At 57.3% G+C, this 18,828-nt stretch carries 30 protein-coding genes; 8 read left to right on the plus strand and 22 right to left on the minus strand.

Annotated features, from left to right (window positions below):
- Position 1: 1 nt before the first annotated feature.
- Together NGM07_RS24620 and NGM07_RS24625 are read right to left on the minus strand one after the other, a co-directional pair.
- Positions 2-1,150 (minus strand): tyrosine-type recombinase/integrase, encoded by a 1,149-nt coding sequence (locus NGM07_RS24620; protein ID WP_253521943.1) that lies wholly within the window; start codon positions 1,148-1,150, stop codon positions 2-4.
- Positions 1,140-1,832: a ParB N-terminal domain-containing protein gene (locus tag NGM07_RS24625; protein ID WP_253521945.1), complete on the minus strand. Its 693-nt coding sequence runs from the start codon at positions 1,830-1,832 to the stop codon at positions 1,140-1,142. Before NGM07_RS24625 ends, NGM07_RS24620 begins: the two co-directional genes overlap by 11 nt.
- Before the next feature lie 950 nt (positions 1,833-2,782).
- Between NGM07_RS24625 and NGM07_RS24630 the strand changes: the two genes are divergently transcribed.
- The 5 genes from NGM07_RS24630 (at position 2,783) to NGM07_RS24650 (ending at position 6,947) form a co-directional block, all read left to right on the plus strand.
- Complete coding sequence (locus NGM07_RS24630; RefSeq protein ID WP_253521947.1) at positions 2,783-3,094, plus strand: hypothetical protein; 312 nt, start codon at positions 2,783-2,785, stop codon at positions 3,092-3,094.
- Positions 3,094-3,648, plus strand: a complete 555-nt coding sequence (locus NGM07_RS24635; RefSeq protein ID WP_253521948.1) for a hypothetical protein — start codon at positions 3,094-3,096, stop codon at positions 3,646-3,648. Before NGM07_RS24630 ends, NGM07_RS24635 begins: the two co-directional genes overlap by 1 nt.
- A 1-nt stretch (position 3,649) precedes the next feature.
- Positions 3,650-5,257: a HesA/MoeB/ThiF family protein gene (locus tag NGM07_RS24640; RefSeq protein WP_253521950.1), complete on the plus strand. Its 1,608-nt coding sequence runs from the start codon at positions 3,650-3,652 to the stop codon at positions 5,255-5,257.
- A 302-nt stretch (positions 5,258-5,559) separates the two neighbouring features.
- Entirely contained in the window at positions 5,560-6,180 is a 621-nt protein-coding gene (locus tag NGM07_RS24645) for a DUF3267 domain-containing protein (RefSeq protein ID WP_253521952.1), read from the plus strand.
- Between the two features lie 584 nt (positions 6,181-6,764).
- On the plus strand, positions 6,765-6,947 hold the full coding sequence (locus NGM07_RS24650; RefSeq protein ID WP_253521954.1) for a hypothetical protein: 183 nt from the start codon (positions 6,765-6,767) through the stop codon (positions 6,945-6,947).
- 66 nt (positions 6,948-7,013) lie between these two features.
- Here NGM07_RS24650 and NGM07_RS24655 read toward each other — a convergent pair whose 3' ends face one another.
- The 5 genes from NGM07_RS24655 to NGM07_RS24675 form a co-directional block, all read right to left on the minus strand.
- Positions 7,014-7,406 carry a DUF7522 family protein gene (locus tag NGM07_RS24655; RefSeq protein WP_253521956.1) on the minus strand — a complete coding sequence of 131 codons (393 nt, stop codon included), beginning with the start codon at positions 7,404-7,406 and terminating at the stop codon, positions 7,014-7,016.
- Between the two features lie 74 nt (positions 7,407-7,480).
- Positions 7,481-7,846 (minus strand): DUF7522 family protein, encoded by a 366-nt coding sequence (locus tag NGM07_RS24660; protein ID WP_253521958.1) that lies wholly within the window; start codon positions 7,844-7,846, stop codon positions 7,481-7,483.
- Between the two features lie 47 nt (positions 7,847-7,893).
- Positions 7,894-8,586, minus strand: a complete 693-nt coding sequence (locus NGM07_RS24665) for a hypothetical protein (protein WP_253521960.1) — start codon at positions 8,584-8,586, stop codon at positions 7,894-7,896.
- A 118-nt stretch (positions 8,587-8,704) separates the two neighbouring features.
- Positions 8,705-9,010: a HalOD1 output domain-containing protein gene (locus NGM07_RS24670; protein ID WP_253521963.1), complete on the minus strand. Its 306-nt coding sequence runs from the start codon at positions 9,008-9,010 to the stop codon at positions 8,705-8,707.
- Positions 9,011-9,239: 229 nt separating this feature from the next.
- A complete protein-coding gene (locus NGM07_RS24675; protein ID WP_253521965.1) occupies positions 9,240-9,407 on the minus strand; it encodes a histone H3 family protein in 168 nt (55 codons plus the stop codon).
- A 484-nt stretch (positions 9,408-9,891) separates the two neighbouring features.
- On the opposite strand from NGM07_RS24675, the gene NGM07_RS24680 reads away from it, so the two are divergent.
- From NGM07_RS24680 to NGM07_RS24690, 3 genes are read left to right on the plus strand one after another with little or no spacing between them, the layout of a single operon-like run.
- The gene (locus tag NGM07_RS24680) at positions 9,892-10,590 is read left to right on the plus strand and encodes a hypothetical protein (protein WP_253521967.1); all 699 of its coding nucleotides are present in this window, start codon (positions 9,892-9,894) and stop codon (positions 10,588-10,590) included.
- A complete protein-coding gene (locus NGM07_RS24685) occupies positions 10,577-10,867 on the plus strand; it encodes a DUF8156 family protein (RefSeq protein WP_253521969.1) in 291 nt (96 codons plus the stop codon). The genes NGM07_RS24680 and NGM07_RS24685 overlap by 14 nt, the downstream gene beginning before the upstream one ends.
- Before the next feature lie 5 nt (positions 10,868-10,872).
- Positions 10,873-12,975 carry a type B DNA-directed DNA polymerase gene (locus tag NGM07_RS24690; RefSeq protein WP_253521971.1) on the plus strand — a complete coding sequence of 701 codons (2,103 nt, stop codon included), beginning with the start codon at positions 10,873-10,875 and terminating at the stop codon, positions 12,973-12,975.
- Between the two features lie 32 nt (positions 12,976-13,007).
- On the opposite strand, the gene NGM07_RS24695 is transcribed toward NGM07_RS24690, so the two are convergent.
- From NGM07_RS24695 to NGM07_RS24765, 15 genes are all read right to left on the minus strand, one after another.
- Positions 13,008-13,481, minus strand: coding sequence for a hypothetical protein (locus NGM07_RS24695; protein ID WP_253521973.1), 474 nt, complete (start codon positions 13,479-13,481; stop codon positions 13,008-13,010).
- On the minus strand, positions 13,482-14,039 hold the full coding sequence (locus NGM07_RS24700) for a TIR domain-containing protein (RefSeq protein ID WP_368410350.1): 558 nt from the start codon (positions 14,037-14,039) through the stop codon (positions 13,482-13,484). It abuts the gene before it with no gap.
- A gap of 32 nt (positions 14,040-14,071) precedes the next feature.
- Positions 14,072-14,695: a hypothetical protein gene (locus NGM07_RS24705; RefSeq protein WP_253521976.1), complete on the minus strand. Its 624-nt coding sequence runs from the start codon at positions 14,693-14,695 to the stop codon at positions 14,072-14,074.
- Positions 14,696-14,789: 94 nt separating this feature from the next.
- The gene (locus NGM07_RS24710; RefSeq protein ID WP_253521978.1) at positions 14,790-14,960 is read right to left on the minus strand and encodes a hypothetical protein; all 171 of its coding nucleotides are present in this window, start codon (positions 14,958-14,960) and stop codon (positions 14,790-14,792) included.
- 61 nt (positions 14,961-15,021) lie between these two features.
- A complete protein-coding gene (locus NGM07_RS24715; RefSeq protein ID WP_253521980.1) occupies positions 15,022-15,303 on the minus strand; it encodes a hypothetical protein in 282 nt (93 codons plus the stop codon).
- Positions 15,290-15,589 carry a hypothetical protein gene (locus NGM07_RS24720; RefSeq protein ID WP_253521982.1) on the minus strand — a complete coding sequence of 100 codons (300 nt, stop codon included), beginning with the start codon at positions 15,587-15,589 and terminating at the stop codon, positions 15,290-15,292. The genes NGM07_RS24715 and NGM07_RS24720 overlap by 14 nt, the downstream gene beginning before the upstream one ends.
- Positions 15,586-15,876 (minus strand): hypothetical protein, encoded by a 291-nt coding sequence (locus tag NGM07_RS24725; protein WP_253521983.1) that lies wholly within the window; start codon positions 15,874-15,876, stop codon positions 15,586-15,588. Before NGM07_RS24725 ends, NGM07_RS24720 begins: the two co-directional genes overlap by 4 nt.
- Positions 15,873-16,064, minus strand: coding sequence for a ribbon-helix-helix domain-containing protein (locus NGM07_RS24730; RefSeq protein WP_253521985.1), 192 nt, complete (start codon positions 16,062-16,064; stop codon positions 15,873-15,875). The genes NGM07_RS24725 and NGM07_RS24730 overlap by 4 nt, the downstream gene beginning before the upstream one ends.
- Positions 16,061-16,540 (minus strand): hypothetical protein, encoded by a 480-nt coding sequence (locus NGM07_RS24735; protein ID WP_253521986.1) that lies wholly within the window; start codon positions 16,538-16,540, stop codon positions 16,061-16,063. The genes NGM07_RS24730 and NGM07_RS24735 overlap by 4 nt, the downstream gene beginning before the upstream one ends.
- Positions 16,537-16,845 (minus strand): hypothetical protein, encoded by a 309-nt coding sequence (locus NGM07_RS24740; protein WP_253521988.1) that lies wholly within the window; start codon positions 16,843-16,845, stop codon positions 16,537-16,539. The genes NGM07_RS24735 and NGM07_RS24740 overlap by 4 nt, the downstream gene beginning before the upstream one ends.
- The gene (locus NGM07_RS24745) at positions 16,842-17,129 is read right to left on the minus strand and encodes a hypothetical protein (protein WP_253521991.1); all 288 of its coding nucleotides are present in this window, start codon (positions 17,127-17,129) and stop codon (positions 16,842-16,844) included. The genes NGM07_RS24740 and NGM07_RS24745 overlap by 4 nt, the downstream gene beginning before the upstream one ends.
- Positions 17,129-17,623: a hypothetical protein gene (locus NGM07_RS24750; protein ID WP_253521994.1), complete on the minus strand. Its 495-nt coding sequence runs from the start codon at positions 17,621-17,623 to the stop codon at positions 17,129-17,131. Before NGM07_RS24750 ends, NGM07_RS24745 begins: the two co-directional genes overlap by 1 nt.
- Positions 17,613-17,915, minus strand: coding sequence for a hypothetical protein (locus tag NGM07_RS24755; protein ID WP_253521996.1), 303 nt, complete (start codon positions 17,913-17,915; stop codon positions 17,613-17,615). The genes NGM07_RS24750 and NGM07_RS24755 overlap by 11 nt, the downstream gene beginning before the upstream one ends.
- Complete coding sequence (locus NGM07_RS24760) at positions 17,915-18,298, minus strand: hypothetical protein (protein WP_253521998.1); 384 nt, start codon at positions 18,296-18,298, stop codon at positions 17,915-17,917. Before NGM07_RS24760 ends, NGM07_RS24755 begins: the two co-directional genes overlap by 1 nt.
- Positions 18,295-18,714, minus strand: a complete 420-nt coding sequence (locus tag NGM07_RS24765) for a hypothetical protein (RefSeq protein WP_253522001.1) — start codon at positions 18,712-18,714, stop codon at positions 18,295-18,297. Before NGM07_RS24765 ends, NGM07_RS24760 begins: the two co-directional genes overlap by 4 nt.
- Positions 18,715-18,828 lie beyond the last annotated feature (114 nt).

The following is an 18,828-nucleotide window of genomic DNA, read 5'->3' on the forward strand; positions in this document are numbered from 1 at the left end:
ACTATCGGTCTGTCTGCTCGAACGCGTCGCTCGCTTCGTCAGCTACCTCCTCGGCGGAGATATGCGAGTAGGCGTCCATCGTTGTCTTTGGATCTGCATGGAGCAGGTGCCGTTGGGCTTGCTCCCACCCTTTCTCGCGCACGAGCGTATCGCCAGCGCCACGTCGACCACCGTGGAGTTCGAGGTACTCGCCGTTCTCAGTGTCGAGTCCTGGTACGTCAGCAGCCGCCGAGAGCCGTTTCATGACGGTCCGCGCCCCGGCGGTCGTCAGTGCAGGCAGTGGTATCCCGTAGTCGTAGCAGACCTCCAGGGCCGTCTGCTCGGCGCGAATCGACTCGATTTCGTCCTCACTATACCCCTGGTCTTGTAGACCAGCGGTCGCGGTTGAGGAAATCGTCGGCGCGTGCAGCGTCGGGAACACCGGCCACGCATCGCTCGGCGGCTGATAGATTTCTCTCCATCGTCGAAGCGCCGACAAACACTGTCGCGGGAGGCCGGTGTCTTGGTACTGCTGTGACCCTTTTTCGAGGATGTTCATCGTCCCCGTTTCGAGGTCGACGTCGGACCACCGAACGCCGTCGCGCCGGTCGTCGTTCCGGTCTTTCAGGACTTCGCCACCACGAACTCCGGAGTAAGCGATTGTTGCGACGAACGCGCGGTCACGCGCCTCTGCGAGCGCGTCGAAACCTCGCTCGTCTATCGCGTCGTGCGCTCGCCGGTTCACGTACGCCATAATCGCAGTCCGTTGTCGCGGTTTCCAGAGCTGTTGGCTGTGCTCGTCTCGCTGGTCGTCGTTCGGAAGCGCGTTCATCGCTCGACTCTTCGCCGCGGGGTTGTCCAAGAGGTATTCTCGCTTCTGGCACCACGTCAGGTAGGCTCGCACGTAGTCGTAGTACTTCCGCGCAGAGGACGCCGCGAGTCCGTCCGTATCGCTCGTACGGCGCTTCAACTGGCGGGCGTAGGCTTCGAGGTCGTCGACGCCGAGGCCCGCGAACGTGTACGTGCGGCGTTCCTCTTCGGTCCACGACAGCCACTCGCGGAGGACGCGTTCGGCGTTCCGCCGATAGTTCCCCGTGCCGTTGTCCTTCGACTTGTCGATGAGGTAGTCGTCGAGCGGGCTATCGAGCGACTGGCTCTGCTTACTCGGCATCAGCTACCTCTATCGACCGTGGTTCGTCGATTCGCTCCGGTTCGAGAAGATCTTCGAACTGCGGCAACTGGCCGAGTCGTTCGTCCGGCCAATCTTCTCGGAGTCGTTCGAACGAGTCGCGGACCTGCTCTCGGGTGTACCATCCACGGTGGGTACTGTTACTGTTGTCAGCACCCATGTCGGGCGTGGGGATGTGGTCTTCAACCCAGTGAACCGTGTACTCCCAGTCGGTGAAAGCGGTCGTCGTGCGAACAGGTACCGTGTCGAGTCCGGCACGGCGGGCGGCTTCAAGGCGCTTGTGTCCTTCGAGCGTTAGGAGGCTCTGGTCGGTCTCCCAGACGAGTGGGTACGACCCGAGACTGTCGTGCTGACGGACCTGCCGCACGTAGTGATAGAAGTCTCGGTTGTCGAACTCGCGGACGCTGTACGGGCATGGTTCGACTGCTTCGGGGTCTACGCGCCGAATCTCGTCCTTTGGGTTGGTCCGGTAGACGATATCTGGCTGCCGGAGTTGCGTTTGGCCGAGGCGGTCACCATCCGGGCCGGTCGCGTCGAGCAGGATAAGAGACTTGTCGTTGAAGTTCCAGACCTTCACCCACCCGGTGTAGCGGTCGCCGTCCTTGATGGCGACGACCTCCTCACACCGAAAGTCGTCTAGCGCGTCGTGGTAGGGATTAGACATTGTGACCACATTCTGAGTCGTAGTATTGAGTTGCAACGCCTGCTCGACCGCTGTCAAGATTTGGATTCTCCGTGGAACCTGTTGTCTTTGGCGTAGGCATGGTTGGTCTCTGGCCGTCGAATCGGGGGGTTTGACCGCCGAGAAGGTGGTCTCTGCCTGAATTGGACGGTTCGTGCTTCACCGAGGGCGGCGACCTACTAAAATCTACTTATGATTCCTCGCCTAATCACAAGTGCAATGCGTTTTATGATTATCCTCCGTTTCTAGAGGGTTAGAAGGCTATACTTCAGGAATTAGCGGAAATTTCCTAAGCTTAAACTGCATAGAGATATACCGAACCAAGGGTGGTTTTCATTCATGTTGATTTCCATCGAATCACCATACGGCGTTAAGCCGACGGATTTATTGTGACTGCTATAGTAGCTACTACTGGGAACGGAGCGGCGAGGGGTCGTTTTCTCTTGCCGTACCGCATCATTAGAAGTTACTTCTCTATCTCGCCGTTTCTGGTTATGGATACTTCATTTAGTATTCACCGATATGTTAATTATCTATTCATAGTTTCTCCAGTAGAAATGAGGGTGGCCATTTGAGGTAATATTTATTAATTAATTTGTTCTGGAATAGACTCTCCTCGGGCGTTTTTAGTGAATTTCCCCATTGAGATATTATTGAGGTGTGGGACAAGAACATTTATAACCCCATAGGACCATAATTTCGACTGGGTCTAGCCGACCCGCGCCGCTCCGTTCCCATCGGTGTCGTGGTCCGGTTCCCCGCTTAATCGGTAAGCGGATTTCGGAACACGCACGCGGCAAATCTAAAGGTCACGTCAGCCCTCTCGGTTAGCTGTAGGTAATCGTGTTCTTCGCGATACCACCCAGCCGTCACAGCTTTCACGAGGAGCCGACGGCCTCCGCTCGCAGGTCAACGCGAGCAGGAGACTAACCATGACCGAAGAAAACCGCAGTACGGAAGAATCTCACGACAACCACCACGGCGACGACAACGGACGAGGCAACGGTAACAACCCTCACGTCGTCTTTGTGGACAACATCAAGGACAAAATCTCCGAGGACACGGTGAAGGCTAGCCGCCTCATCGAAATCTCGTTCGACAAGCCCGGGAACTACGACCTCGTAGCAACCAAGGGTGAAAACGGCCCCGAACAGGCCGTCTTCGACCACAACGACTCAGTCGACCTCACCGAGGAACATCGCAAGTTCTTCGACACGAAAGGCGACGGCGAGAACTACGTCTAATGTCGGCCGGCGACGAACGAACTGAGGACGATTCAAACCTCGGTGCCGAAACGCCATCCGAACCACGGCGGGAGTATCCGCAGCACGACGAACTCCTCAGCAGTCTCCCGCAAGCGTTCCAAGACGGCTTCGAAGAGTTAGAAGCCATGGACGCTGTTGACCCGCGAATTGTGACGATAACGGACGACGGCGACCCTGCTGGGGGTAACTACGTCTTCATCAGCCTGGGCGTCGTCAACGTATCGAAGTTTGCGGACTACGACAACGACCATGCAGAAGTGTTCGTTCGTCTGAAGAACTGCTTCCCTGCGGGCCAGAAATATGGGTTCGCAACGGATGAAGTTCTTCGGGTGGACGGGAATCTCCCAGAAAGCAGTCAGACTGACCGCGACCACGCCGAGCCGCTCTGTGACGCGCTCGGCGTCGAAGAGGTCCTGTACTGGAGCCGAAGATGGGACTACCTGGACATCGACGACAGGGACCCCTCGGCCATGCGGAACGCAGTTCCGTGGATGCGAGCGGTACTCAGTCGGCCGTTCGAGGAGAGTGAGTGAGATGACGACTAGCTCACTTCTCGACCGACACCGGTCGCTTTCAGAAGCCAACGGCTTCCATCTCGGAATGTCCGAGGGCGCACACGAAGATATCATGGAGGTCTTATTCGAGGACCCCGAGACGAAGGCAGAATGGGAACGCGGCGTCATCTGTGTTGTTACCCGAAGTAGCGGCACAGAGCGTGTCTCGTTCCTCGTCCACGACGTGCTCAAACCCGACGCTGGTGACGTTAACTACGACGGCCGTGTTCAATTCACGGCTGACTACCGCTACGAAGCCGTCCAAAAGGCGCGAAATGTGGGTGAGAGCGCAGGACTTCTCTACGTCCACACGCACCCAAACCTCGCGAACGACGAGACGGCGCAACCAAACCCATCACGTGGCGATCTCGACGCGGCGGAGTCCGACCTGTTCGAAGACGCCTGCAAGCTCGGTGAGGAAGCACCACTCGGAATCGCTATCGTGAAAGACGACTCTCGGGAGTGGCGTGTTCTCGGGTACGAGTTCGACACGCCAGAGACCGCCGGCCAGCGAGAAAATCCCGCGTACAGCCCGGATTCAGTGAACGTGTACGAGGGTGACTGTGTTCGCGTTGTCGGTGAATCTCTCACTGAGTATCCAACAACCGTCCAGACTCCCGGTGTCGAAGGCGCAGTCGCGCCCGTTGACGAAGACGCTCAAGAGAGCACAGTCAACATCTGGGGTGAAGAAGGACAAGAGCAGTTGAACGCGCTACGAGTCGGACTCGTCGGCCTCGGAGGTGGCGGTTCAATTCTTGCCGAACACCTCGCACGGATGGGCGTAGGGGAAGTGGTCCAGGTGGACTACGACCGCCTCGAACCCGCAAACCTGAACCGCGCCCAAGGTGCGACGCAAGCTGACGTAGACGCACGTCGACCGAAGGCGAAAATCGGGGAACGACTTGCGAGACTCGGTGCCACCGCACCGGAGTTCTCTGTGGATGCGATTGAAGCGAGTGTGACAGAAAGTCGTCCGGAATACGGTGCGCTTCATCGCCTTCTCGACTGTGACGTTATTCTCCATGCAGCGGAAGGAGAGTGGCCAACTCGTGTCCTCGACGAGATAGCGCACGCCCATCTTATCCCCGTCATCAGTGGCGGGTCGAACCTTCTCAACCAAGCGGGAGTTCTAACCGAGAAGGCGTACGCACAGAACATCGTCTCAGGTCCAGGGCAACCCTGTCAGAACTGCGCTCGGCATTGGACGAAAACGGGTGCAAATGACGAGATGAACGACCCTGACGCGACCGGTCCGGGTGACTACGGACTCGACATGGAGTCGGACGAGGAGGTTGGTGAGAACGTCGATACCGAGAACGAAGACGAGGACGAGCGAGAACCGAGTACGAATGCGCTGAATCTAATCGTCGCAGGTCAGATGCTACTACGATTGCAGGACCTCGTAGTCGGTGTCTCCGGGACGCAGGTCGGGATCCGCAGGTTCAAACCGGGTACTTGGTCGATGGAGAACGGTATTCCCAGTTGTAAGAACAGTTGTCCAATGAAGGCGATGGAGGCCGATGGTGACACTGCCCACCTTCCACTGTCTTCAGATCCGAAATTCGCGAAGTTGAGACGGAGTTTGTAACTTAACTCCGACCGTTCCATTCCACTCGTTTCGCGGATAGGCGAACTGTTTTGCCGATACATATACCCATATTGCCAAATAACCGACCTGAAAGATACATTCAAATATATCTGTCAAAGTTGTTCATTTGGTGAGCGACAATACGACCGTAACCCGCCATTATAAGTGCCACTGTCAGGAGACGCCTCAGTGGGTTGCACGCCAACATCAACAGTAGCGGTCATCCCCATGCTCACACCGGACGCAAAATAAAACCTTTGAAAAGGCAAACATATTAATATCTATTTTATTTTAGAATACTTATGGACCACAACGACCCCAACGAAAGCGGGGTACCGCGGCCCGACGCTGGCTTCCGCGACCCCGTAGTTATCCCCGAGTTTGAACTCCGGAAACATCTTCTCGTTGCAGGACTCTTCATTGGGATTCATTTCCAACTCTGGCCATCGATGACGGTTGCATACGTCTCATTGATTCTGGAGAACCCCGTGAACTTCTTACTCGCTGGGACGTACATTGACGCCCAGTTCATTGGAGTCTTCGTGGGGATCACAGTAATTCACGAAGCAATTCATGTCGCAGTCGCAGAACATTACGGGTTCGAATGGACGGCAGGCGTGAACTGGGTGGGAGCGTACATCCTCATTGCCGAACAGTACATTTCTCGATCACAGTACATGCGAATGGTTCTCGCGCCAGTGGTAGCAATCACGGCCCTCGCAGGGGGAGGTATCGTGCTCCCGCTCGGGCAAACTGCTACGGTAATCTTCCAACTCAGTCTATTGGTGAACACAGCAGCCTCAGCAGGGGATTTGATAGATTACCTGCTGTACCGTCGAACACCGACAGAAACTAAGTTCTACAATCTCCCAGGGAATAGTCTGGGCGAAATCAACACCTACGCCTACATGCCCGAAGAGTAGGCTGTCCGAACAGTACGTACCCAACGACAGGCCTCAGCCGATTGTACCCTGCTTGCGTGTCCCCTGGGTGGGTCATTTGTCAGTCTCCTCTAGTCCTGCGTTGACGGTCTGGCGTACCGATTTGCTGAAGTTCACGTACTCGCCGTCCTCAACGAGTGCGTCGGTGGTCTTGGTATCGAAGCGGACGGTCCGCCGATCGGTCTGCTGGTCTCGGCCTCGGTTGCGGTCTGCGGAAAAGGCGCACTGGCTCACAGGCGAGTGGGCCGGACTGAAGAAACTCGCCGCGTTACGGGACGAGAATCGAGATCGGAATCTCGTGACATAATCGCAGTCCTGGCACGGTGACGTACTTCACGACCTCCGTGAGCGGAACCCCGACGTCCCACCGTGAGCGTTCGAACCTGTGACACAAGACAAGATGCGATGGACGGGGATTCGACCGTCGTTTGCGAAAGAGACTGAGTACGACCCGAACGACTGGGACAAACGCGGGAGGTTAGTCAATCGGCCAGAGTCTTGAGGCACCGACAAACTATATTTCAACCGATAGAAGATTTTTCTTGACACAGGCAGAGGACTAGATAGTGTCAGAGATAGAGATACAGTTACTCGGTGTAAAACACACAGACGACAGGATTCACAAAGATATTGACGACGTAGCGGAACTATCCCTCAAAGATGGACCAGTACGATGTGATTCAATCCGAGGGAACGAGCCGGGACCGGACGTACTGCTCGGTGGCGGAGTCCTTCGAATGCGCTACTGAGTCCCCCGGGTAGGAGGATTTGTTGAAACTAGCAGTCAGGCTAGTTCGTCGGAGAGAGTACGGAGTTCAGATTTCCTCAAACGGGTACTGGTCGTAGATATGGTCGAGACAATCGCCAACGAACGAGTTGAGACTCTGTGCTACCTCCGGTTCTAGGGAGACGACGACGCCCGTTCGATTCTCAATCGGGAAATGCATGAAAATGGTCTCGTCAAATACGCGAAGCGTTGCGTGCATATGACCGAACGGGAATGATTGCTCTTCGTTCGCAGTTCCTTCCTGTTTGATACGGGTCAGCATTTGTTTGACCTCATCCTGATGGCGGTGTTCCCGAATATCGTCACGAAGATACACGACGTTAAATTCGTCTTCTCGATAGTGTGCGACTCCACGAAGCTGATCGTCGACTCGCTCGTTCAGGTACTTCGATAGTGACTGAGAAATCTGTTGCCGAGTCATCTTCTAGGGTAGAAACAGAGATACGACAAGGCTATAGAATTTGTCTTCGATGCTGGTCTTCGGTCGTCAGTATTTTATTCCATCCGTTGGAGGCAGTTCCCCAGAAACGTGTTTAGCTGGCGAGCGACTTCCGGTTCGAGGGTGACGACCGTCCCTCGGCCCTGAGTATCGGGGAAGTGCATCACCATTGCGTTTTCGAACGAACGGACGATGCCATTGAGTTCGCCGAAGGGGAATGAACGGTGTTCGCTTGGGCGGGACTCTCGGCGTAATCGTTTGATGATTTTGTTGACATCGTTTTTGAGATGCTGTGTGCGAATATCGTCGCGGATGTAGTGGATTTCGTACTCGTCACTATCGTACGTAATAACACCGCGGAGCAGTTCACCTGTTTCTGATTTCAAATATGAAATTAGTTGATGGTAGGATTCTTCGGTCATATATTCCCTTTTGGTACTGTAGTGCTAAAGTTTGAGGGTTGGGGAGGTTAGGGAGAGAGGACCCAATTGTATTGGGTTTGGAGTTTGTAAATAACTGGATGGCCGTTCACGTTACTTTTCGAATTTATATATTTCAATTGGCCCAGGTCCTGTTGCGTGATCTGGTTCAATTCTTGCTTCGAAAGGAGGTCTACAACGCCTTCGGTCTCGTTTGACCCATACAATCGTTCCTCACGCCGTTTGCGACCTTCAACAGCACGCTCTCCAGGGTTGAGACTGAAGTAGTATATTTCAAGTGTTGGAAACCAACCATCACGGACTCCTTTCATCGTACGGGTAGCAATGGTGCGTTCGAAGGTGGCTACGGTATCTCGCCGTATCTGTAGATTGTCGTACTGCTTGGTAAACTGGGTAGTGGCTGCCTCAATCACCGAAATGTGGGCATCAATTAGGGTATGAAGATCACCGAGACAGCGACTTACTTCTGTAGCAATAATCTCTCGAAGATGCTCTTCAGTAGACGTGTCATATTTATGGAATTGGCCTTGCGTCGCTGTTTTAGTTTGCTGTGCGGCAAAATACCGGGTGTTGATGTCTTCTATGGCATCAATGTATAGCCTCTTGTCTTGTGTAGGAGTTGCCGGAGCATCGAGGATTTTCTTGGCAATTTGGTAAAGTGACTTCAGGAATTTATCGTCTTTGTATTGAAGGTATGAGTGCCTCTCGTCCTGTTTCTCCACTATTTTCCACGGTTCAATAGACAAAATAGGGGAAACCATTATACTATATTCAAATAATATGCGTGAATAAATCACCCATCCAAGAACATTATTCTGTCCTTTCTTTCTTTACTCTGTTCTAGAGAGAGTGGAGAGTAACGATTCCCGTTGCTTTTACTGTGATTTGATGGTCACAATACTGGAATATCAGCTGGCCTTCTGGCGGAGTTCCCCCTCCTTGTGACACTTGGAATATCTTATCTAGTGCGTCTGGGGCGATCACTTCAGGAAGTGGCGGAAGTTCCAAGGGATCACAGTCTTGTATGTCTGCAATTGTAGTAATAATCGCCTCACTTGGCGGTGTTCCTGGACCGAAGGAGGTTACATATGCGTCAATCTCCGAATTGTATTCAATTGAATGGAGTGCCTCTGATTTTCTGTTCATAATATCACTTGGATGACAGTCGTTGAACGGGTATCTGAGTCAACTGCTACGCGTCTCTAGATTCGTAGTTAATAAAACCCTAGTTAGTTTCGGGGCTCTACCACAGAACATACGCCAGTATCGTTGCCGTTACCATAATCCTTTATAGAAGGCAGAGATTTGGAAGGTAGTTTTCAAGATAGCCTTGGCTGGACGCATAAGGCAGCTAAGAAATCAGAATAGCCTTCACTTAGAGGTCGCGGGGTTGGACAGTCTTACGGTCATTTGCGTCAGCACGGGTAGCGGCTTCGTCAAGAAGGTTCTCAATACGGTCGTCGAGTGCATCGTAGAAGTCCGAGGAAACGTTTTTGCCTTCGACGGCGTTCTTAACTGCGGCTTTGACGATGAGATCTGTCATCCATTCGTTGTACCGGGGCGACCTATAAATACTTGTCTTTATGTACAGGTGTGACTTTGGTGAAATTCACTAGCATTCTGTTGTTTTACTGTTGAATCCGATATATGAAAAATTAAATACAGGGGCTAGAAACAGAGAGTTAGACCGAGATACTACTGTTCGCCACTTTGGTGTAGCAACTCGGACTGAGTGAGTTCCGTTACGAAGCGTGTGACACTAATTCGGTCGGACGGTTTCTTCGACCCGGTCATTTACGGCATAACTGATGAGAACTCGGTAAACGGAGTAGATATACCGTCCATTAACCCCCTATCTGCTCCTTCACACGCTTTCAGCCAACCCTGCTCCATCTGGAAGCTTCTGGAAACACCGAGAATCACCGGTTCAGTATAGCTATCAGTCGGTTTCGATACAATACACATAATCTGGAACATCTGGAAACCACGCGCAGACGCTTATCCGGATACCTCATGTAGAGGTGTATATGCGAGATAGCTTACAAACAGAGGGTCAGCAGGCACCGGAACTCCCCAAGTTAGAAGTGGGAATCCGACTGCTTGACGTCGAAGGCGACGACCGGGCGACCGGGCCGCTGCACTCGCTCGTCCTCGACCACCTACTCCTGAACAGCGGAAGTGCGGTGTGGGTCGACGCGGGCGGCCATGCGGTCACGCAGTCGCTCTCGTCGGTCGCGCCGAGTATGCGGACGCTCGACCGAATCCAGGTTGCGCGAGCGTTCACGTCCCACCAGCACTACCAACTCATCAGGGAGGTCGCCGAGGAGATCGACGAGGATACGTCGCTGTTGGTCTGTCCGGCGTTCGACCAGTTCTACCGGGAAGCCGAGACGTACACTGACGAAGGCGACGACCTCCTGCTCCGGGCGCTGGCGACAGTCGCTCGTCTCGCCGACAAATACGAGATTCCCATCCTGATGACGCGAGAGAAGGACGATTCGTTCTCGGGACCGATTGCAGCGGCCGCCGAGGAGACGATTCGATGCGAGCAGACGAAGTTCGGCCCGCGGTTCGTCGGCGACGACTTCGAGACGCTCGTCTATCCGATGGAGAACGGGATGGTTCAGACGACGCTTGCGTTCTGGAAACACGTATTGGAGGCTCGCGTGCGTGCGACCGAGACGACGGCGACGCCCCAGGGGGTGAGCGTCGATGGGGCGTACTAATCCGACATACCGTGACGTGCTTCGGTCGATAGAGGACAACTGGCAGGACTACCGGCGGGCGCTTCGGCGGCCCGACCAGGACCGGTTCGACCGATTGTTCGAGGACGCCCACCAGTTCGCCGACGCGGGCGGGTACCTGAACTACCCGAACCCAATGGTTGTGGTGCTGTTCTCGATGTGTCTCGGCCAGCAGCGGCGAATCGAGGATCTCGAAGCCGAACTCGAAGGCGAACGCTTTGAAGCGACCGAGGACGCCAGCGGCGAATCGGCGTCGTAGGACGGATGCCCTACAAAATCGATTTCTTCGACGGCGAACTCGTTGAGTGGTCGCTGTCCGACAGGGGAGCGACGAGCGAGCGCGTGCTGGACTATACGCCGACGTTCTACGTCGGCCGGGGCGAAGGCGACGAACATTCGCTCGCGGACGCCCAGAGCGTGCTGGAGCAGTTTCCGACCGTCGCGCGGACGGTGGTCGAGGAGCGGCGGCCGGGGTTCCGCCACAACGCCGAAAACGTGGTGCGCGTCGACCTCACGTCCGTCGACGAAATCCCGCGAATGGCGCGCTGGATACACGAGTGGGGAGACCCCGGCGAGTACCGGTGTTTCAACGTCGATTTCTCCCGAGAATTCCGATACTGTCTCGAAACCGGACGCGACCCGACGCCCGCGCGGACGCCGACGACACTCTCTATCGAAGGCCAGGCCCACGAGTTCAGCGACTCGGAGGTCCCGGCGCTCTCGGTTGGCGGCGAACAGGTCGGCCGGTCGCCGGACGTGGCGCTCCCGCGAATCGAGGAGATCGTCGACCGTCGGGACCCGGACGTACTCCTCGTCGATTCGAGTCAACTGCTTGCCGAACTCCACGGCCTTGCGGACCGCTACGGCTACGGGCTTCAACTCGGTCGGCGACTTGGCTTCCAGCAACTTGCGGGCGCGTCGACGTACACGAGTTACGGGCGAGTCGGACACTCGCCTGCCCGGTACAACGTCCCCGGTCGGGTGATTCTCGACCTGTCGAACACGTTCTTCTACCGCGAGTCGAACCTGGATGGCTGCCTCGACCTCGTGCGCCGGTCGGGCAAGCCCTTGCAGGAACTTGCGTGGGCATCCATCGGGAACGTCCTGACGGCGATACAGATACGAGAGGCTTTGTCGCGGAACGTTCTGGTCCCGTGGAAGGCGTGGCGGCCCGAGCAGTTCAAGACCATGCGCCAGCTTCACAACGCCGACCGCGGCGGGTTCACGTTCGCGCCCGACGTCGGCGTACACGAGAACGTGCATGAACTCGACTTCTCGTCGCTGTACCCGAACATCATCTGTACACGGAACGTCTCACCCGAGAAGATCCAGTGCGAGTGCCACCGCGGTCGCGAGGACGTCCCCGGACTGGGGTACTGTATCTGCGACGAGCGCGGGTACTTGCCGGACGTGCTCCAGCCGCTCATCGACGACCGCGACGAGATAAAGGCCGAACTCCGAGCGATCGAGGACCCCGACAGACGGGCCGAGTTGGAGGGCCGGTCGGCGGCGATAAAGTGGATTCTCGTCTCGTGTTTTGGCTATCAGGGCTTCTCGAACGCGAAGTTCGGCCGTATCGAGTGCCACGAGGCCATCAACGCGTTCGCTCGCGAGATTCTGTTGGACGCGAAGACGGCGCTGGAAGACGGCGGGTGGCGCGTCGTTCACGGTATCGTCGACTCGATTTGGGTGACGCCACGCGAGGGCGTTGAGCAGGAGTCGTTAGATGTGCTGGCCGGGCAGATTACCGCGGATGTGGGGATTCACCTGGAGTACGAGGCCGAGTACGACTGGGTGGCGTTCGTCCCGATGCGCGACAGCGACGCCGGGGCGCTCACGAAGTACTTCGGCGCAGTGGCGGACGGCGAGAAGAAGTACAAGTATCGGGGTATCGAGTGCCGCCAGCGGAGTACGTCGCCGTTCGTCGCCGGCGTGCAGCGAGAGCTAATCGAGACGTTCGACGAGTACCGGTCGCCGGAGGCAGTCTGTGACCGCGTGCAAGCCGCAGTGCAGCGGCTTCGCGACGATGACGTAGACCCCGCGGAGTTGGCGGTCACCACGCGAGCGTCGAAGCGCGTCGACGAGTACCAGCACACGACGCGGACCGTTGCGGCGCTCGAAGCCGCGAGCAATGTCGGCCGGGAGGTGCAGCCCGGCGAGAGCGTCGAGTTCGTCGTCGTAGACGACTCGAAGGCGTCCCAGGACCGCGTCGCGCTCGTCGACGAGGCAGAGGACTACGATGCTGAGTACTACCGTGGGGAAGTCCTACGGGCCGCCGAGAGCGTGCTATCGCCGCTCGGTTGGCGGGAGGGCGATATTCGGGGGTACTTAGCGGATCGGGTAGACGTGGGTTTGAGTCGGTATTGAAAGCCCATCCGTTAGTTTGGCTCGTTTCTCAATTACCAGAGTAGGGAGAACACCGTTGTTTGTGCATTTGCTGCTTGTCCCGTCGGATCTCCAGCACTATAAACAGAAATTGCGTAAATTACGAGCAAGACCAAGATTGTCCCGTACAGTATAATTACGGAGCGCGAAACCATTATCCGCCAGATTGGTTTGACTTTATTTTTGAACGGGGAAGAGTCCATGCTGAAACTGTCTCGCTGAGCGTTGTCCCGGTTTTCGCGGACGTGGTTGTACAGCTTTCGATACTGGCGTTCAAGCTTGAGGTAGTAGGCGTCTAAATACCAGAATGCGAACAAGGGGATGAACGCGACGATGATTTGCGAATCACTCGTTCGAAATAAGAGCGTCACAACGACGAGCGTGATAGTCCATCCCTTAACCTTGAAGGAGTTATCGGCTTGCCGGTCGATAACGTTCTGGATGAACTCCAATTCTGTCACGAACGTCTCGTCATCGTCGTCGCTCATCTATCTGTTCGCGATTCTCGCGGCTTCTTCTATCCAGTCGGCCAAATTCTCTTGCCCGTCGTCATGTACCCAGTCGTAGGTGTTGTATTTCTCTGAGAGCTTCTCTCCCGGTTTGCCGAGTGTTGGTTTGCTAAGTGGGTTCTTTCCGAATGAGTCCGTTTGGCGGTTCTGGTCCTTGATATTGTGGACTCGGATACCAACAAGGCCCATCTCATCCCTGACGCTCTTGTTGATCTCGTAGTCAACCCACTCCCGGCCGTAGGTTTGGCTTCCGATTAAAACGACCGTCACGGAACAGCCTTTCATTTGCTTTCGAATCCACCGTTTTATCCGGTCGTCGCTTTGGCGTTTGAGGGTTTCCCAGTCCACCCCGTCGAAGAACCCGGTCTCGTCGTAATTGGGCTTGACAACCCCGCTATTGCGGACTTGTCCAGCGCGCCAGTTATCACGGTCGTAATGAAAGCTGAAGAACACTCTTCTGGCCATGAACTTGGGTGTCACCCCTCGACTATATTCTTTTCTGTCCATCTCCGTGAGGAGGTGGCCTTGGACGGCCACCAAGACAAAAATTGGCTCCCCAAGCCGACCGTCTACAGGAGCGACGCCAAATTCGACGCCGCGACGATGTACACCGGCTCTCGCACGTCGTGCTCTTCGACGAACTTCTCGGCGGCACTGAGGTCTGATTCGGGGACCGCGAGCACGGTTCGATACCCGCCGAGTCGGTAGCGTTCGAGCTGGTCGAGCGTGTGCTCGGTCTGCGTCTCGAAGGCTTCGGCGGTCTCGACTTCGACAATCATGTTTCCGGTCGGCCCGCCAACGTCGGAGTAGATGAGGTCGGGGTCGCCTTCTATCGCGTCAAGTACGTTCCGCGTCCCGCCTTCCTCAGCGTCTACTCCGTAGTCGCTGCCGTCGATATGGGCCATGTAGAGACTCGCGCTCCGCCCGCCCTGCTCGTCGGCTATGGTGTTGACTTCTCGGGCGGCGCGTAGGAGCGCGCGGTGGTGGTCGGAGAGGTCGTCGGAGTCGTCGACGCTCTGCTGGTCGAACCACGCCGAGATTGCCGCGCCTGCCGCAGCGCCGACCGGCCCTCCGATGGCAAAGCCGATGCCACCACCGGCCGCGACGACCTTCCAGTCCGGTCCGTCGTTATCGCCGTCGTCGCCGTCGTCGGTCTGTTCCTCAGTCGCATGTTTGTTCACTTGCTGTGACATGCGAATAAACATTTCTGGGGATTAGTATAAAAAGCTACGCTACCTTAGTGAAAGTGGAAACGCAAACTTAAGCGGTGTTAGTGTGGTTCTGACGCTATAGCTTTGCCGCAAACACTAACAGCACGATTCCAATGAGGACCATGACGGTCCCAACTGGTTCGCTGCCAAACGTAACTTCTCGACCGCCAGCCATGAGAACTCCGAAACCGAGCAGGCCCGCGACTACCTTCACGATACTCGTTTTCAACGTACCAACAATTCCCATCCGGAACACTTCATAGTGACATGTCTTAAATTCTTTGCAAATAAATGTAATATCTCGGTAGTCATGAGTCGAAGAAGTCCTCTAGGGATTTCGGTTGCGTGCCGACGCGTCGGTCGTACCAGACGTTGACGCAGGTTGGACAGTCGAACATCCCGCGAACGTTCGTCGTCTGGCGAGCGTTCGTCCCGCAGAACGAACAGAAGCCTATCGCGGCGGGCGGCCCGACTCCCTCGGTGTTCAGCGGCCCTCGCGGCATCCCGTAGCCGCCATATTTTCCGGAGTAGTAGCGGTGCGCTTCGAGGCCGCGCCGGACGCGTCGCGGAACGCTCTCACTCTCGGACACACTCGCCCTCCAACCTCACGAGCAGGACCGCCGTCGGGTTGTCGGCCGGGGCGAGTCGCTCCATCCGGCCGCCGTGGGGATGGAAGGTGTCGTAGCCACCGTACTCGGTCTCCGTGACGCGTCGGAACGCACCGTCGAGCAGGACCGGACCGTCGTGAGCGGCCATCACCGCGGCGCTATCGGCCTCTCCCGCGCGCTTGTAGAGGTCGACGCCCTCCGCCCAGTCGTGGAGGTAGAGGCGTTGGACACCGAGTTCGTGTTCCGTGACCTCGGGAACGACGCTCATTCGACGACCAACTCCCGGACGCTCGTCTCCTCGGCGGCAAGTTCGTCTGCGCGCTCCTCGGAGATCCGGGGGTCGTCGCCCCACTCGTCGGCCGTCTCGTTACACGACGGACAAGTCGGGATGGAGCAGCCGCGCCACCCGCGTCCGAGATGCATCGGTCGCCCGCACTCGCCGGGACAGTCGACGATGAAGTAGCCGTCCTGCGTTGAGTCGCGGGCGTTCAGGTCTCGGTACTGTTCGATTCGCTCGGCGTAGAATTCTTCGAGGTCTCTGTCTGTGACGGTCATTCGTAGTCGGTCTCCTGAAGGCGCTGGTTCACTAGTTCGCGTACTGCGTCGCTGAAGTTCACGTACTCGCCGTCCGCAACGAGCGCGTCGAGTCGCTCGGTTGTCGATTCGTCGAACCGGACGGTCCGGCGGTCGGTCTGCTCATCTCGGCCGCGTTGACGGTCGGCAGGGAGGGTTCGCTTGCTCACGACACCCACTCCGAAAGTTGTTCGTTCTCGTCTGCTCGGTGCTCGATTTCTGCCTCGGCGAGACAGGCGGCGCACTGCCATTCGTCGAGGTAGCCGTTCTCTTCGTCTACGCGGTCTTCCTCGTTGGGAATCAGGTGATAGCACTCGTCACAGACGCGCTCATTGTCCGATGGCACCGCATAGCCGTCCTCGTAGCCGATGCACTCCATCACGTCGAAGGACGTGAGATATATTGGGATGCGTTCGACGGTGTACTCGTTACCGTGAACGTGGTGGCCGCCGCGTTCGACGGTATCTATCTGCTCGTAGCCGTGCTTCAGGTCGGTATTGTGCTCGCGATTCCAGTGCCAGGCGACCAATTGGGCGATACGCGCGAGGTCGACGCCAGACCACGACTTCCCGCACTCGTGGTCGGCACAGTCGAACCGGTAGTCGCCGCGGACTGGCCGCCGACCAGGATTCTCGGCGTCCGTCACAGTCTCACCCGGTCCTGGTCTGGTACTTCGGGGTAGTCGTAGCAGTCGACTGCGCCCCACACGAACTGCTCGACGGGATACTCTGCGTCCACGTCGCCGCCGACGATGAGCTGTAAGAGCGCGCGGTCGGTGCCGGGCATCCAGCGGAGTTTCAGGTGCGGATGGCCGCCGCGGTCGCTGAGCGCCACGACGTTCATCCCGTCCTCCGTCCAGCTACCGGTGACGCGGTGGACGCCGCCGTTTACCGTCACCTCATCGCCGTGCTCGAATTCATTGGGTTGGGGAAGTTCGAGGCCGATAGTCATGGCAACGCCCTCTCGTTCACGAGTTCGACTTTTACCGTATTGTCCCCCTGGTCGGACTCCGGGACGACCGTTCGATGAATAAGTTTTCGGCGGAATTCGGTCGTCTCCTCGCCCGTGCCGAACAGCCAGACGCGGTAGATGTAGACCCACTGGGTTCCGTCGTCGTAGGGTTCGTGGCGTGGTTCAACGACGAGTACAGTTCGCTTCTCGTAGGGCGGTGCCGACAGCCACTCGTGCCACCGTTTAAGCCGGGAAGCCACTTGCGTGAGAATTGATTGCGACATTATGCTTCCGCCTCCGTTGTCGAAGGCCCGAGTATCTGGCCGCTGTCGTCGAACGATTCGTAGCAGTCCGAACAGAGCAGGCACTCGCCATCCTCGGTTGTCTCGTACCGCGCGAGGTCGTGCGTGCGTTCACTGCCGCCGCACCAGAAACACCGGTCGAACTCGCTGAACACGTCCTGGGCGTCGGCGTCCTCCCAGACGGTCGGCCCGTCGTCGGTCAGCCCACCGACCGCGTTCTCGACGGCGACGAGACTGATATGCTTAGCGGCGACGATCTCCACGACCGTCGACTCGTCGAGGATGCGTCCCGCAACGCGGCGCTGGCGCTCGTAGTCGGCCCACCGCCACTCGCCTGTCTCGGCGTGATAGCGGACGAACGGGTAGGCGTCGCCGTATCCACCGACGCGAATGCAGTGGTCGTCGTGCTCGCGGAGTTCGCGGACGATGGCCACCGCGAGACTCGGTTTGCCGGAAGCCTGGCCGTCACTCGGCAAGGCCAATCACCTCGATGGTCTCTACGTTTTCAACGCGACCGGAGAAGCCCTCGGTGTCGAGTTTCTTGATTCGGAGGCGGCCGTCACGAGAGGGTGAGAGCCGCCAGACCGTCTCGTGGTCTTCTCGAAGCGTTACACGTGGTTCGTCGGTCGAAACGTGCGTCACTTCTAACTCCGGCGTCCCGGCCTGAAGGGGCGTGCTGGCATTGACCGTCACAAGCATCCCCGTCGAGAAGCCTCGGCACACGTCCGCGTAGGGGTCCTCGTCTTCTCTCGTCTCGGTCCGGGGCATCAGACGTCGACCTCCGCGACGTTCTTGCCCTCTCGGTACTGTTCGAACGCTTGGTAGTGTTCGAGACAGACCGGCACCGGGACCAGATGGTTCTCGTACGATTCGCCGAGCGGAACCGATCCGGGGACGAGCATCTGAACGACGGTGTACTTCTTGCAGTTCGGGTGCGGTGCGGCCACGCAGAGGAGGCAATCGTCCTCCTGGTGAGCGGCCTTCGCCGTCGAAACTTGCTCGATAGTAACTCGCCCTGCGCCTGCACGCTCCCAGAGCGCCTTCTGGTGGAGCGCGTCCTTCTGGTCGGTGAAGCGGTCGTCGGAGGTCCATAACGCATCATCGGCGTTGGTGTACGCCCGGACCTCCCACTCGTGTTCGCGGGCGGTCATGCGTCCGTCACCGCCTCGGGAAGCGTCTCGGAGTCTACGGTGAATGTCTCGTCGCGGTCGTCGCGCTGAATCGTCCACGACTCGCCTTCGCGGGCGATAGTCGCCTGTTCGCCGTCGACGAACGTCTGCCAGTTCGCTGGAGTGGCGTCGTTTGGACAGAGGCTCACCGAGAGGTTCGATTCGAACGACCCGTCGCCGATAACGCGTTCGCGTTCGACGGTACAGGAGTCACAGATGAAGTTGAACTGTTGGCCGTTCCCGTAGAGTGCGTCGAACTGCATCCGCGCGCCGCACGCGCAGGTGACGGTGAACTCGTGGCCGTTGAAGAAGGTCCGTCCTTTGGAAGCCCACCAACGGTAGTCGGTGCTGTAGGGGTTCTCGTGTGGGCCAGTCGAAATCGCTTGCTCGACCGGCATCACGCATCACTCCGGAGTTCGAAGATATCCCGGCTGTCGTCGAGCACACAGCCGAACGAACAGTACGACAGGTCCGAGAGTACGTCACGGACTTGGTCGTCGCCAAGAGGTTCC

Source organism: Halorussus vallis (genome assembly GCF_024138165.1).
GTDB lineage: Archaea > Halobacteriota > Halobacteria > Halobacteriales > Haladaptataceae > Halorussus > Halorussus vallis.

What these genes read in the sequence shown, in the direction of transcription:
- NGM07_RS24620 (WP_253521943.1), bottom strand. Translation starts at nt 1,150, where the DNA reads ATGCCGAGTAAGCAGAGCCAGTCGCTCGATAGCCCGCTCGACGACTAC.
- NGM07_RS24625 (WP_253521945.1), bottom strand. Translation starts at nt 1,832, where the DNA reads ATGTCTAATCCCTACCACGACGCGCTAGACGACTTTCGGTGTGAGGAG.
- NGM07_RS24630 (WP_253521947.1), top strand. Translation starts at nt 2,783, where the DNA reads ATGACCGAAGAAAACCGCAGTACGGAAGAATCTCACGACAACCACCAC.
- NGM07_RS24635 (WP_253521948.1), top strand. Translation starts at nt 3,094, where the DNA reads ATGTCGGCCGGCGACGAACGAACTGAGGACGATTCAAACCTCGGTGCC.
- NGM07_RS24640 (WP_253521950.1), top strand. Translation starts at nt 3,650, where the DNA reads ATGACGACTAGCTCACTTCTCGACCGACACCGGTCGCTTTCAGAAGCC.
- NGM07_RS24645 (WP_253521952.1), top strand. Translation starts at nt 5,560, where the DNA reads ATGGACCACAACGACCCCAACGAAAGCGGGGTACCGCGGCCCGACGCT.
- NGM07_RS24655 (WP_253521956.1), bottom strand. Translation starts at nt 7,406, where the DNA reads ATGACTCGGCAACAGATTTCTCAGTCACTATCGAAGTACCTGAACGAG.
- NGM07_RS24660 (WP_253521958.1), bottom strand. Translation starts at nt 7,846, where the DNA reads ATGACCGAAGAATCCTACCATCAACTAATTTCATATTTGAAATCAGAA.
- NGM07_RS24670 (WP_253521963.1), bottom strand. Translation starts at nt 9,010, where the DNA reads ATGAACAGAAAATCAGAGGCACTCCATTCAATTGAATACAATTCGGAG.
- NGM07_RS24675 (WP_253521965.1), bottom strand. Translation starts at nt 9,407, where the DNA reads ATGACAGATCTCATCGTCAAAGCCGCAGTTAAGAACGCCGTCGAAGGC.
- NGM07_RS24680 (WP_253521967.1), top strand. Translation starts at nt 9,892, where the DNA reads ATGCGAGATAGCTTACAAACAGAGGGTCAGCAGGCACCGGAACTCCCC.
- NGM07_RS24685 (WP_253521969.1), top strand. Translation starts at nt 10,577, where the DNA reads ATGGGGCGTACTAATCCGACATACCGTGACGTGCTTCGGTCGATAGAG.
- NGM07_RS24690 (WP_253521971.1), top strand. Translation starts at nt 10,873, where the DNA reads ATGCCCTACAAAATCGATTTCTTCGACGGCGAACTCGTTGAGTGGTCG.
- NGM07_RS24695 (WP_253521973.1), bottom strand. Translation starts at nt 13,481, where the DNA reads ATGAGCGACGACGATGACGAGACGTTCGTGACAGAATTGGAGTTCATC.
- NGM07_RS24705 (WP_253521976.1), bottom strand. Translation starts at nt 14,695, where the DNA reads ATGTCACAGCAAGTGAACAAACATGCGACTGAGGAACAGACCGACGAC.
- NGM07_RS24710 (WP_253521978.1), bottom strand. Translation starts at nt 14,960, where the DNA reads ATGGGAATTGTTGGTACGTTGAAAACGAGTATCGTGAAGGTAGTCGCG.
- NGM07_RS24720 (WP_253521982.1), bottom strand. Translation starts at nt 15,589, where the DNA reads ATGAGCGTCGTTCCCGAGGTCACGGAACACGAACTCGGTGTCCAACGC.
- NGM07_RS24725 (WP_253521983.1), bottom strand. Translation starts at nt 15,876, where the DNA reads ATGACCGTCACAGACAGAGACCTCGAAGAATTCTACGCCGAGCGAATC.
- NGM07_RS24740 (WP_253521988.1), bottom strand. Translation starts at nt 16,845, where the DNA reads ATGACTATCGGCCTCGAACTTCCCCAACCCAATGAATTCGAGCACGGC.
- NGM07_RS24745 (WP_253521991.1), bottom strand. Translation starts at nt 17,129, where the DNA reads ATGTCGCAATCAATTCTCACGCAAGTGGCTTCCCGGCTTAAACGGTGG.
- NGM07_RS24755 (WP_253521996.1), bottom strand. Translation starts at nt 17,915, where the DNA reads ATGCCCCGGACCGAGACGAGAGAAGACGAGGACCCCTACGCGGACGTG.
- NGM07_RS24760 (WP_253521998.1), bottom strand. Translation starts at nt 18,298, where the DNA reads ATGACCGCCCGCGAACACGAGTGGGAGGTCCGGGCGTACACCAACGCC.
- NGM07_RS24765 (WP_253522001.1), bottom strand. Translation starts at nt 18,714, where the DNA reads ATGCCGGTCGAGCAAGCGATTTCGACTGGCCCACACGAGAACCCCTAC.